The sequence below is a fragment of the Geodermatophilus aquaeductus genome (genome assembly GCF_900182545.1).
Classification (GTDB): Bacteria; Actinomycetota; Actinomycetes; order Mycobacteriales; family Geodermatophilaceae; genus Geodermatophilus; species Geodermatophilus aquaeductus.
The window spans coordinates 615,916-627,475 of the sequence record NZ_FXTJ01000001.1 but is presented as its reverse complement, the minus strand read 5'-3'; the positions used below and the strand labels follow the sequence as shown (position 1 = coordinate 627,475).

General features: G+C 75.6%; 12 protein-coding genes. 9 read left to right on the top strand and 3 right to left on the bottom strand.

The window, feature by feature from the left end; translation table 11 throughout:
• The gene (locus FN207_RS27235) at positions 1 to 123 is read right to left on the bottom strand and encodes a hypothetical protein (protein ID WP_281282125.1); all 123 of its coding nucleotides are present in this window, start codon (positions 121 to 123) and stop codon (positions 1 to 3) included.
• A gap of 231 nt (positions 124 to 354) precedes the next feature.
• Here FN207_RS27235 and FN207_RS03125 point away from each other — a divergent pair, with 231 nt between their 5' ends.
• Genes FN207_RS03125 through FN207_RS03115 form a run of 3 tightly spaced genes read left to right on the top strand, consistent with a single transcriptional unit; the run spans position 355 to position 2,886 of the window.
• Positions 355 to 1,191 (top strand): mycofactocin-coupled SDR family oxidoreductase, encoded by an 837-nt coding sequence (locus tag FN207_RS03125; RefSeq protein WP_110906973.1) that lies wholly within the window; start codon positions 355 to 357, stop codon positions 1,189 to 1,191.
• Positions 1,192 to 1,202: 11 nt separating this feature from the next.
• Positions 1,203 to 2,030: a mycofactocin-coupled SDR family oxidoreductase gene (locus FN207_RS03120; RefSeq protein WP_142456862.1), complete on the top strand. Its 828-nt coding sequence runs from the start codon at positions 1,203 to 1,205 to the stop codon at positions 2,028 to 2,030.
• A 22-nt stretch (positions 2,031 to 2,052) separates the two neighbouring features.
• Positions 2,053 to 2,886, top strand: a complete 834-nt coding sequence (locus FN207_RS03115; protein ID WP_142456861.1) for a mycofactocin-coupled SDR family oxidoreductase — start codon at positions 2,053 to 2,055, stop codon at positions 2,884 to 2,886.
• A 40-nt stretch (positions 2,887 to 2,926) separates the two neighbouring features.
• Here FN207_RS03115 and FN207_RS03110 read toward each other — a convergent pair whose 3' ends face one another.
• On the bottom strand, positions 2,927 to 3,415 hold the full coding sequence (locus tag FN207_RS03110; protein ID WP_142456860.1) for a pyridoxamine 5'-phosphate oxidase family protein: 489 nt from the start codon (positions 3,413 to 3,415) through the stop codon (positions 2,927 to 2,929).
• 123 nt (positions 3,416 to 3,538) lie between these two features.
• On the opposite strand from FN207_RS03110, the gene FN207_RS03105 reads away from it, so the two are divergent.
• Genes FN207_RS03105 through FN207_RS03095 form a run of 3 tightly spaced genes read left to right on the top strand, consistent with a single transcriptional unit; the run spans position 3,539 to position 7,071 of the window.
• A complete protein-coding gene (locus tag FN207_RS03105) occupies positions 3,539 to 4,792 on the top strand; it encodes a multidrug effflux MFS transporter (RefSeq protein ID WP_246065713.1) in 1,254 nt (417 codons plus the stop codon).
• 40 nt (positions 4,793 to 4,832) lie between these two features.
• Positions 4,833 to 5,516 carry a mycofactocin biosynthesis peptidyl-dipeptidase MftE gene (gene mftE / locus FN207_RS03100; protein WP_142456858.1) on the top strand — a complete coding sequence of 228 codons (684 nt, stop codon included), beginning with the start codon at positions 4,833 to 4,835 and terminating at the stop codon, positions 5,514 to 5,516.
• 52 nt (positions 5,517 to 5,568) lie between these two features.
• Positions 5,569 to 7,071: a purine-cytosine permease family protein gene (locus FN207_RS03095; RefSeq protein WP_142456857.1), complete on the top strand. Its 1,503-nt coding sequence runs from the start codon at positions 5,569 to 5,571 to the stop codon at positions 7,069 to 7,071.
• 4 nt (positions 7,072 to 7,075) lie between these two features.
• Here the strand turns inward: FN207_RS03095 and FN207_RS03090 are convergent, their stop codons facing one another.
• Positions 7,076 to 8,083 carry an iron-siderophore ABC transporter substrate-binding protein gene (locus FN207_RS03090; protein WP_142456856.1) on the bottom strand — a complete coding sequence of 336 codons (1,008 nt, stop codon included), beginning with the start codon at positions 8,081 to 8,083 and terminating at the stop codon, positions 7,076 to 7,078.
• A gap of 87 nt (positions 8,084 to 8,170) precedes the next feature.
• Between FN207_RS03090 and FN207_RS03085 the strand changes: the two genes are divergently transcribed.
• The 3 genes from FN207_RS03085 to FN207_RS03075 all read left to right on the top strand — a co-directional run bounded on the left by FN207_RS03085 (position 8,171) and on the right by FN207_RS03075 (position 11,540).
• Positions 8,171 to 8,710 carry a cysteine hydrolase family protein gene (locus tag FN207_RS03085; RefSeq protein ID WP_142456855.1) on the top strand — a complete coding sequence of 180 codons (540 nt, stop codon included), beginning with the start codon at positions 8,171 to 8,173 and terminating at the stop codon, positions 8,708 to 8,710.
• Positions 8,707 to 10,140, top strand: coding sequence for a mycofactocin biosynthesis glycosyltransferase MftF (gene mftF, locus FN207_RS03080; RefSeq protein ID WP_142456854.1), 1,434 nt, complete (start codon positions 8,707 to 8,709; stop codon positions 10,138 to 10,140). Before FN207_RS03085 ends, mftF begins: the two co-directional genes overlap by 4 nt.
• An 80-nt stretch (positions 10,141 to 10,220) precedes the next feature.
• Entirely contained in the window at positions 10,221 to 11,540 is a 1,320-nt protein-coding gene (locus tag FN207_RS03075) for a sigma-54-dependent transcriptional regulator family protein (RefSeq protein ID WP_142456853.1), read from the top strand.
• Positions 11,541 to 11,560: the final 20 nt, after the last annotated feature.

Genomic DNA, 11,560 nt, shown 5'->3' with positions numbered 1-11,560 from the left:
TCAGCGGGTCGGGGCCACCACCATCGGCCCCGACCCGTCGGGCAGCAGGCCGGGGGCGAGGTCGGCGAGGGTCATGGTCGCGAACAGCGCGACGAGGACGGCGAGCACGGCGAGGGTGAGCACAGGGACCTCCAGGGTGTCCGTGGACCCCTCCGGGACCCGACGGGGAGCGGGGACCTCTTCGGGAGGGCGCCCCCAGCGTCGCGCCCGCCGCTGACCGTTCCCTGGATCCCGTCTGGGAGTCGGCTGGACCGCACAGCGGCCCTGAGCAGGCCATTGCGTCCCTGAACACCATCCGCATAGTTTGAGACCCGCGTCACGGATGCCACGTCACCGCCGACCAGGGGAGTCCGGATGGGCAAGCTCGACGGCAAGGTCGCCTTCATCACCGGGGCCGCACGCGGCCAGGGCCGCAGCCACGCGCTGCGGCTCGCGCAGGAGGGTGCCGACGTCATCGCCGTCGACCGCTGCGCTGACGTCCCGACGGTGGGCTATCCCATGGCCACCGAGGCGGACCTCGCCGAGACCGTCCGCCAGGTCGAGGCGCTCGATCGGCGGATCGTCGCCCGGACCGCCGACGTCCGGGACACCGCCGCGCTCAAGGCGGCCGTCGACGAGGGCGTGGCCGAGCTCGGCCGCCTCGACATCGTGCTGGCCAACGCCGGCATCGCCAGCTTCGCGCCGGTGGAGGACCTCACCGACGAGATGTGGGACGAGATGATCGACATCAACCTCACCGGTGTCTTCAAGACGGTGCGGGCCGCCATCCCGCACCTGCGCGCGCACGGCCAGGGCGGCGCGATCGTGCTGACCAGCTCGACCGCGGGCATCAAGGGCCTGGGCAACCTCGCGCACTACGTCGCGGCCAAGCACGGCGTCGTCGGGCTGGTGAAGACGTTCGCGAACGAGTTCGCGCCGGACATGATCCGGGTCAACTCGGTGCACCCGACCGCGGTGAGCACCGACATGATCCACAACCGCAAGACCTACGGGAACTTCGTCCCCGACAAGCCCGAGGACGAGGTCACCCAGGACGACGTCGCCCCGCTGTTCCAGGGGCTCAACGCGATGCCGGTCCCGTGGGTCGAGACCGCCGACATCAGCAACGCCATCGTGTGGCTGGTCAGCGACGACGCCCGCTACGTCACCGGCGTCCAGCTCCCGGTCGACGCTGGGTCGGTGATCAAGTAGTGCCCGGCCGGATGGCCGGGAAGGTCGTCTTCGTCACCGGCGCCGGCCGCGGGATGGGCCGCAGCCACGCCGTCCGGCTGGCCCGGGAGGGCGCCGACGTCATCGGCATGGACGTCTGCGGGCCGATCCCCAGCGCCACCGGCCCGGTCACCACGCCGGAGGACCTCGCCGAGACGGTGCGCGACGTCGAGGCGCTCGACCGCCGCATGGTGACCTTCCAGGCCGACGTCCGCGACGAGGACGCACTCACCGCCGGACTGGCCGACGGCGTCGCGCAGCTCGGCCGGCTCGACTGCGCGATCGCCAACGCCGGCATCGGCGTCCCGCCGCACGAGGTGGCCGACACCCCCGCCCAGGAGTGGCGGGACATGCTCGAGGTCAACCTCACCGGCGTCTTCCTCACCGCCAAGGCGGCGGTCCCGCACATCCGCGCGCACGGCGACGGCGGGTCGGTGCTGCTGGTCAGCTCGGCGCTCGGGCTGCGCGGCATGGCGAACGTCGCGTCCTACGTCGCGGCCAAGCACGGCGTCGTCGGCCTGATGCGCAGCCTCGCGCTGGAGCTCGCGGCCGAGCGGATCCGGGTGAACTCCATCCACCCGACCAACGTCGACACCCCACTCATCCAGAACGAGAACGTCTACCGCCTCTTCCGGCCCGACCTCGAGCACCCGACCCGCCAGGACGTCAGCGGAGTGTTCCAGGACCTCAACCTCCTGCCCACCCCGTGGGTGCAGCCCGAGGACGTCAGCGAGGCGGTGCTCTACCTCGCCGCCGACGACTCCGGCCGCTGGATCACCGGCACGACGCACCGCGTCGACGCCGGCTGGCTGACCAAGTAGCAGCACCGGACAGGAGGACGTCGTGACAGGACGCGTCGAGGGCAAGGTCGCCTTCATCACCGGGGCCGCCCGGAGCCAGGGCCGCAGCCACGCGCTCCGGCTGGCGCAGGAGGGTGCCGACGTCATCGCCGTCGACATCTGCGCACCGGTCGACTCGATCTCCATGTACCCGCCGGCGACCGAGGAGGACCTCGCCGAGACGGTGCGGCAGGTCGAGGCGCTCGACCGGCGGATCGTCGCGACCAAGGCCGACGTCCGCGACCCGGCGGCGCTGCGCGCGGCGGTCGACGACGGCGTCGCGCAGCTCGGCCGGCTCGACATCGTGCTGGCCAACGCGGGCGTGTTCGAGCTGGCCCCCGCCCTCGAGCTCACCGACGACGCCTGGCAGGAGATGATCGACATCAACCTGACCGGCGTGTGGAACACCTGCCGGGTGGCGCTGCCGCACCTGGTCGACAGTGGCGGCGGGGCGATCGTCATCACCAGCTCGACGGCCGGGCTCAAGGGGACGCCGAACACCATCCACTACACGGCGGCCAAGCACGGCGTCATCGGGATCATGCGGACACTGGCCAACGAGTTCGGCAAGCAGTCGATCCGGGTCAACACCGTGCACCCGACCGGCGTGGACACCGTGATGATCCAGAACGAGAAGACCTGGGGGCTGTTCACGCCCGACGACCCGAACCCCACCCGGGAGAAGTTCACCGAGCTCTTCGAGACGCTGCACCCCCTACCGGTGCCCTACGTCGACGCGGTGGACATCTCCAACGCGATCCTGTTCCTCGTCTCCGACGAGGCGCGCTACATCACCGGCGTGACGCTGCCGGTCGACGCCGGCTACACGATCCGCTGAGGCGGGCGCGGCGGCCGGACCGGCCGCCGCGCCCGCGCGCTCACGGCAGGTCGACGACGTCCTTCTCGCCGGTGTCGGGCCGGCTGCCGGTGGCCTTGGCCTTGACGAAGCTCAGCGCCGTCGCCAGCCGGTTGCCGGGGCTGTCCCAGTACTCCGCGGTGTCGCCCTCGACCTTCACGAGCACCACCGACGGGTCCTCGGGACCCTGCGGCAGCCACGCCTCGACGCCGCTGTTCCACAGCTCCCTCTTCTTCGCGACGTCGTCGACGACGCGGGCGGTCCCGGTCAGGGACACCCAGGTCCCGCCGGAGCCCAGGCCGACGTTGACCTGCGGCGAGGTGGTGATGTGGCCGAGCCAGGGGGCGTCGTGCTCGGCGAAGAACCAGAGGTCGCCGTCGAACTCGACCTCCTGCAGCGACATCGGGCGGCTGGTCAGGCGGCCGTCGGGCATGGTCGTGGTGAGGAAGCCGAACTTCTGGCCCTTGATGAGCTCGGCGACCTTGTGGATGGCGTCGGGGGAGTCGGTCATGTCCCTGCCCTTCCCCGATTCCGCCGGGGAACACGGGCGCCGACGCGTGTCGGGACGGGGACCTGTGTGTGAACTCCCCGGCACGGCGGAATGCGCCGGTGCCGGGGCGACTTCGCCATCGACGTGACGACGATCCAGGACCGGCCGACCGCGCCGACCGCGACGACCGACCGGCCCCGGACGGCCCGCACCGCACTCACCCTCGGCGCCTTCGTGGCGCTGGGCCCGCTGACCGTGGACATGTACCTGCCCGCGCTGCCGACCATCGCCGACGACCTGCGGACCAGCTCGGCGACGGTGCAGCTCACGCTGACCGGCACCCTGGTCGGCCTCGCGCTCGGCCAGCTGGTCCTCGGCCCGCTGTCGGACGCCCTCGGGCGCAAGCGGCCCCTGCTCGCGGGGACCGCGCTGCACGTCGTCGCCTCGCTGCTCGTGCTCGTCGCGCCGTCGATCGCGGTGCTCGGGCTGCTGCGCTTCCTGCAGGGCGTGGGCACGGCGGCCGGCGCGGTGATCGCCCTCGCCGTCGTGCGCGACCTGTTCGAGGGGCGGGCGGCGGCGACCATGCTGTCGCGGCTCTTCCTCGTCCTCGGGGCGGCCCCGGTGCTCGCGCCGACCGTCGGGGGTGAGGTCCTGCGGATCACCTCGTGGCGCGGCGTCTTCCTCCTGCTCGCGCTCTACGGCCTGCTGCTGCTCGTCGTCGGCTGGTTCGCCGTCCGCGAGACCCTGCCGCCGGAGCGGCGGCGCAGCAGCGGCCTGTCCGGGACGCTGCGCGGCTACCGGTCGCTGTTCCGCGACCGCGCCTACGTGGGCCTGGTGCTGGTCGCCGGCCTGACGATGGCCGGACTGTTCAGCTACGTGTCGGGCTCCTCGTTCGTCTTCCAGGACCAGTACGGCCTCGACGAGCAGCAGTTCGGCCTGCTCTTCGGCGCCGGCGCCGTGTGGCTGATCGGGGCCACGCAGCTCAACCCGGTCGTCCTGCGGTGGTTCTCCCCGGCCCAGGTCCTCGTGGCCGGCGTCGTCTCCGGCGCCCTGTCCGGCGCGGTCCTGCTCGTGCTCGCGGGCACCGGGACCGGCGGGCTGTGGGGGGTCGCGCTGCCGCTGTGGGCGGTGCTGTTCGCCTCCGGCCTGGCGCTGCCCAACGCGCCGGCGCTCGCGCTGTCGCGGCACGGCGAGGCGGCGGGCACCGCGGCGGCGCTGCTCGGCGCGGTGCAGTTCGGCGTCGGCGCGGCCGTGGCGCCGCTGGTCGGCGTGCTCGGCAACGACGCGGTCGCCATGGGCACCGTCGTCGTCGCGGCGCTGGTCCTGGCCATCGCCGTCCTGGTGCTCGTCGTCCGGCCGTGGCAGCTGCCCGTGGACGACGACGTCGTCCCCGCCTGACGGCAGAAATGGCCATCTCTGCCGCCCTGGGGTGACGCGCGTGCCCGACCTGGCCGGGGCCGTGTGGCCGGAGCTGCCCGAGCGGCCGCTGCTGGTCGTCCCGCTCGGCTCGGTCGAGCAGCACGGGCACCACCTGCCGTTCGCCACCGACACGGTCGTGGCCGCGGCGGTCGCCCGGGCCGCCGGCCTCGACGCCGTGCTGGCCCCGGCGCTGGCCTACGGCGCGAGCGGCGAGCACGAGGGCTTCCCCGGCACCGTCTCGATCGGCACCGAGGCGCTGACCACGCTGCTGGTCGAGTACGGCCGCTCGGCCTGCCGCTGGGCCGGCCGGCTGCTGGTGGTCAACGGGCACGGCGGCAACCTCGACGCGCTGCGCCGGGCGGTGCCGCTGCTGCGCACCGAGGGCCGCGACGCCGCCTGGTTCCCCTGCGGCGTCCCCGGCGGCGACGCGCACGCCGGGCGCACCGAGACCTCGCTGCTGTTGCACGTGGAACCTTCGGCGGTGCGGACCGACCGGTCCGTCCCGGGCGTGACGACGCCGATCGGCGAGCTGCTGCCCCGGCTGCGCGCCGAGGGCGTCCGCGGCGTGAGCCCCACCGGCGTGCTCGGCGACCCGGCCGGCGCGTCCGCGGCGGAGGGTGCCCGGTTGCTGGCCGACCTCGCCGCCCGGCTGCGCGCGGCCGTGGCCCGGTGGGACGTCGCCGACGACGGGCGGCTGCGCTGACCTGCGCCCGGGGCACCAGGATGACGGGGAAGCCATCGGGGAGGAGACGTCGATGACCCAGCAGGAGGCCGTGGACCGGGGGGCCGGCGCGACCGGACGCGGTGCCGTGGAGACCAACGGCATCAACGTCATCGCCGAGGAGGAGCGCCGCGGGCGGCCACGCTCGCTGTTCTGGCCGTGGTTCGGCGCGAACGTCAGCGTCCTCGGCCTCGCCTACGGCTCGTTCCTGCTCGGCTTCGGCATCTCCGCCGGGCAGGCCCTGGTCGCGGGTGCGGTCGGCATCGTCGTGTCGTTCCTGCTCTGCGGCCTGGTCGCCATCGCCGGTAAGCGAGGGTCGGCGCCCACCCTGGTGCTCAGCCGCGCGGCGTTCGGCGTCCACGGCAACCGGGTGCCCGCCGCGCTCTCCTGGATCCTCACCGTCGGCTGGGAGACGGTGCTGGTCAGCCTGGCCACCCTGGCGACGGCGACCGTCTTCGGCCAGCTCGGCTGGAGCGGCGGGACGGCGACCCAGGTGGTCGCGCTGCTCGTCGTCGCGGCGCTGGTCGTGGCCGGCGGCGTGCTCGGCTTCGACGCGATCATGCGCATGCAGGCGGTCATCACCGTGGTCAGCGGCGTGCTCACCGTCGTCTACGTGGTCCTGGTCGCCGACGACATCCGGTGGTCGGCGGTGACCGCGGTGCCGGACGGGACGACGGCGGCCGTCGTCGGCGCCCTCGTGCTGGCCATGACCGGGTACGGCTTCGGCTGGGTCAACGCCGCCGCCGACTACTCGCGCTACCTGCCGCGCACCGCCTCGACCGGCGGCGTCGTCGGCTGGACGACGTTCGGCGGCGCGCTGGCCCCGGTCGTGCTGCTGGGCACCGGCCTGCTGCTCGCCGCCTCGGACCCGGAGCTCTCGGCCGCGATCGGCGCGGACCCGATCGGCGCGCTCGGCACGATCCTGCCGACCTGGTTCCTCGTGCCGTTCGTCGTCGTGGCGGTGCTCGGCCTGGTCGGCGGGGCGCTGCTGGACATCTACTCGTCGGGGCTGTCGCTGCTGGCCGCCGGCGTGCGGGTGCCCCGGCCGGTCGCGGCGGGCATCGACGGCACGCTCATGGTGCTCGGCGCGATCTGGGTGGTCTTCCTCGCCGACGCGGACTTCTCGATCCAGTTCCAGGGCTTCCTGATCACCCTCGGCGTCCCGATCGCGGCCTGGTGCGGCATCTTCCTCGCCGACCTCGCGCTGCGCCGCCGCGACTACGCCGAGGCCGACCTCTACGACCCGCGCGGCCGCTACGGCGCCGTCCCGCCGGTGCCGCTGCTGCTCCTGGCCGTGGGCACCGTGCTCGGCTGGGGGTTGGTCACCAACACCTACGCCGGCTGGCTGGACTGGCAGGGCTACCTGCTCGGCCCGCTCGGCCTCGGCGGCCGCGAGGGTTCCTGGGCCTTCGCCAACCTCGGCGTGCTGGCGGCGTTCGCCGTCGGGCTGCTCGGCACGCTGGCGCTGCGCCGCGGCGCCGTCCGGACGCAGGAGGCCGCCCCGGCGGTGCCGGGACGGCCTCCTGTCCTGCGCTGAGCGCTCAGCCCTGCAGGGCCTCGGCGAACAGCGGGACGGCGTTCTCGAGGGCGTACTGGGTGCCGAGGACCGAGCCGCTGGAGAAGGCGTTGGCCAGCGTCTCGTCGTCGAGCAGGACGGCGTTGCCCTGCTGCACCGAGCCCAGGGTCTGCCACAGCGGGTTGCCGGTGATCTGCGACGGGTCGACGAAGATCGGGAAGACGACGGTCAGCGGCGCGTCGAGCAGCGAGACCTGCTCGTCGGAGACCGGCACGAAGAAGCTCTCCGTGGCGAGGTCCTGGATCGCCTGCTTGTTGGTGAAGCCGAGGGTCTCCATGAAGTCGACGCGGGTGTCGCCGCGGACGTAGGCGCCGAAGCCCTCGGAGGAGAAGGCGCCGACGGCGACCTCGGTGCCGTCGAACTCCGGGTGGGCCGCGGCGGCGTCGGCGAACTGCTGCTCGAGGTCGCTGCGCAGCTGCTCGGCCTCGTCGGTCCGGCCCAGCGCCTGGCCGACCAGGTCCAGCTGCTGCTGCCAGGTGGTCAGGTACGGGTCCGCGCCCTCGGGCTGGCCGATCGTCGGGGCGATGGCGCTGAGCTGGTCGTAGCGCTCCTGGGTGGCCGGCGAGCGGGTGTCCAGGATCAGGTCGGGCTCCAGCGCGGCGATCGCCTCGAGGCTCGGCTCGAGGGTCTCGATGATCTCCGGCGCCTCGTCGTAGAGCCCCTCGGCCCAGGGGCCCACGCCCTCGCCGCCGAAGGCCAGCCAGTCGCTCGCGCCGACCGGCTGCACGCCCAGCGCGAGCGCCGTCTCGGCGTCCGACCAGCCGAGGGCCACCACGCGCTGCGGCTCGTCGGCGACCTCGACGTCGCCGAAGGCGGTGCTGACGGTGACCGGGAAGCCGCTGCCGCCGGAGGTGGGGGACGACGACGCGTCGGCCGACGAGCCGGCGTCGTCGGAGCCGCACGCGGCCAGCGCCCCGGCGGTGGTGAGAGCGGCGGCGACCAGGGCGGTGCGCCGGAGCAGGGGACGGGACATGACGGTTCTCCTCGGTCGGCAGGAAGGGCAGCCTAACCTGACCTCCGCCGCGGTCAGCGGGCGCAGCCGCCCCGTTAGGGTCCGGACGTGACGCACCTCCCCGGCTGGCTCGTCGTCGTGGACATGCAGCGGGTCTTCGGCGACCCGGACTCCCCGTGGACGGCACCCCGCTTCGAGGAGACCCGCGCCCGCGTCCGGCGCCTGGTGGCGGCCTTCGGCGAGCGGGTCGTCCACACCCGCTTCGTGGCGCCGCGGGAGCCCACCGGCGCCTGGGTCGGCTACTACGAGCAGTACCCGTTCGCCCTGCAGCCGCCGGACGCCCCGCTCTACGACCTCGTCGACGACCCGGGCACCGCGCGCGTGCTGAGCGCGACCACGTTCGGCAAGTGGGGCCCGGAGCTGGCCGGGGTGGTCGGCGCCGGGCCGCTGACCGTGGCCGGCGTGGCCACCGACTGCTGCGTCGTCTCCACCGTGCTGCCCGCCGCCGACGCCGGCCTGCCCGTGCGCGTGGTCGCCGACGCCTGCGCCGGAAGCAGCGACGACGACCACCGGAAGGCGCTGGACCTCATGGGCCTCTACGCGCCGCTGGTCGAGGTCACCACCACCGACGCCGTGCTGGCCGGGTGAGGGTCCCGCCGCCGCCGGAGGCCCGGCTGCCCGACGGCTGGGCGGTCCGCCTCGACCCGCGCACCCGCCGGCTCGAGGGCGGGGTGGCGCTGCTCGGCGGCTCGCCGCTGCGGCTGCTGCGCCTGGCCCCGCGCGCCCGGGACCTGTTCGCCGGCGACCGCCTCGTCGTCACCGGCCCGGCGACGGCCGCGCTCGCCGCCCGGCTGCAGGACGCCGGCGTCGCCGTCCCCCAGCCGGCGGGACCCGCGCCCGGCCCGGACGACGTCACCGTCGTCGTGCCGGTGCGCGACCGCACCGCCGGGGTGGCCCGCCTCCTGGCCGCCCTGCGCGCCGACCCCGACACTGCCGACATCCGGGTCCTCGTCGTCGACGACGGGTCCGCCGACGCCCCGGCGCTGGCCGCGGCCGCTACCGCGGGCGGCGCCGAGGTGCTCCGGCACGACCGCTCGCGCGGTCCCGCCGCGGCGCGGAACACCGGGCTGCGCGCCGCGACGACGGAGGCCGTGGCCCTGCTCGACTCCGACTGCGTGCCGCGGCCGGGCTGGCTGGGCACGCTGCTGCCGCACCTCGCCGACCCGCGGCTGGCCGTCGTCGCCCCGCGGATCACCGCCCTGCCGGCGGCGCACCCGGGCTGGGTGACGCCCTACGAGTCGGCGGTCAGCGCCCTCGACATGGGACCGCAGCCGGGGCCGGTCGCGCCGCTGACGGGCCTGTCCTACCTGCCCAGCGCCGCGCTGCTGGTCCGGCGGACCGCGCTGGGCGAGGGGTTCGACGCCGGCATGCGGGTGGCCGAGGACGTCGACCTGGTGTGGCGGCTGGCCGCCGCGGGCTGGCGGGTGCGCTACGAGCCGGCCGCGCGCGTGGACCACGAGCACCCGTCGTCCACGGTGGCCTGGCTGCGCCGGCGGGCCGTCTACGGCACCGGTGCCGCGCCGCTGGCCGCCCGCCACGGCCGCGCCGTCGCGCCGGTGGTGGTCAGCCCGTGGTCGGCGGCCGCGCTGGTCCTGGCGGCCGGCGGCGGCAGGGCCGGGCGGGTGCTCGCGGCCGCCGTCCTCGGCGACGCCACGGTCCGCCTGGCGCGCCGGCTGGCCGGTCCGGACCGCCGGGCGCCGTACGGCCTGGCCGCCGCGCTCGTGCTGCGCGGCACCGCCGCGGCCGGCCGCACGCTCGCCCGCTCGGCCACCCGGCACCACTGGCCGCTCACCGCCGCAGCGGCGCTGGCGTCCCGCCGCGCCCGCCGGGTGGCGCTGGCCGTCTCGGTGGCCGACGCCGTCCTCGGGTGGTGGCCGCACCGGTCGGAGGTGGACCTCGCGCGCTTCGCCGCCGCCCGCCGGCTGGAGGATCTCGCCTACGGCGCCGGGCTGTGGGCGGGCGCGCTGCGCCGCCGCGACCCGGCCGCGCTGCTCCCGGCGGCGCCGCCGCGCGTCTGACCTGCGGCCGGGTGCCTGGCGCAATCGTGCGACGCGGGTCACCATGGGCAGACCATGACTCTCAGCGCGGGGGGAACGCCGTGACCGGCGTCAGCCCGTGGCTCGCCCTGCCCGACGGCCCCCCGACGCCCGGGCTGACCCGCCGGCTCCGGGCGGCGCACGAGACGCTGGTGACCCGCGGCGCCCCGCCCCCGCGGCCGGGCGTGCGCTCGGTGGTGTGGGACTCCTGGCGGCGCAGCCTGGGCAGCGGCGTCGACCCCGACGGCCAGGGCCCGCCGGTCGACCTCCTCGACGACGACCTGGACGCCTACCGCGCCGCGCACCCGCTGGCCCCGGTGCTGCCGGTGATCCGCCGTCTGCTCGTGGAGGACGCCGAGGCCGACCGGATGATCGTGGCGGTCACCGACGCCGACGGCCGGATGCTGTGGGTGGAGGGCGACCGGCGGCTGCGCGCCCTCGCCGAGACGATGAACTTCGTGGCCGGGGCCCGGTGGTCGGAGGAGGTGGCCGGCACCAACGCCCCCGGGACAGCGCTGGCCGTCGACCACCCGGTGCAGATCTACGGCAGCGAGCACTACCGCCGCCCGGTGCAGCCCTGGAGCTGCTCGGCCGCGCCGGTGCACCACCCGGTCACCGGGGTGCTCCTGGGCGCCATCGACGTCACCGGCGGCGACCACGTGGCCAGCCCGCACGTGTTCACCCTCGTGCGCGCCACCGTGGCCGCCGTCGAGTCGGAGCTGCGCTGGCTGCACCGCGAGGAGCAGCGCGACACCGGCCGCGGCCCCCGTCCGGCGCCGGCCCGCCCCGTCGCGCCGCTGCTCGAGGTGCTCGGCCGGGAGCGCGCACGCCTCACCCGGCCCACCGGCCCGGTGGAGCTCTCGCTGCGCCACTCCGAGCTGCTGCTCCTGCTCGCCGAGGCCGCCGCCGCGGGGGAGGGCCGCACCACCGAGCAGCTGGCGGCCGAGTGCCACGCCGGCGACACCGCTGCGGTCACCGTGCGCGCCGAGCTGTCCCGGCTGCGGCGGCTGGTGGGCGACGACCTCGTCGGCTCGCGGCCCTACCGGCTGCTGCGCCCGCTGGAGACCGACGTCGACCGGGTCCGCCGGCTGCTCGACCGCGGTGCCGTCGCGGCCGCGCTCGACGCCTACCCCGGCCCGGTGCTGCCGCGCTCCACCGCGCCCGGCGTCGCCGTCGCCCGCCGGCGGACGGGAGCCGCGCTGCGGGCGGCCGTGCTCACCAGCCGCCGGCCCGAGCTGCTGCTGCGCTGGACCGCGCTGCCCGAGGCCCGCGACGACGTCGCCGCCTGGCAGGCCTGCCTCGAGGCGCTGCCCGCCGGCTCTCCACGGCGCGGTGCGGTCGCCGCCCACCTGCTGGCCCTCCGGCGGGCGTCCCGCGGCTGACCCCCTGCGGCAGGAATGGC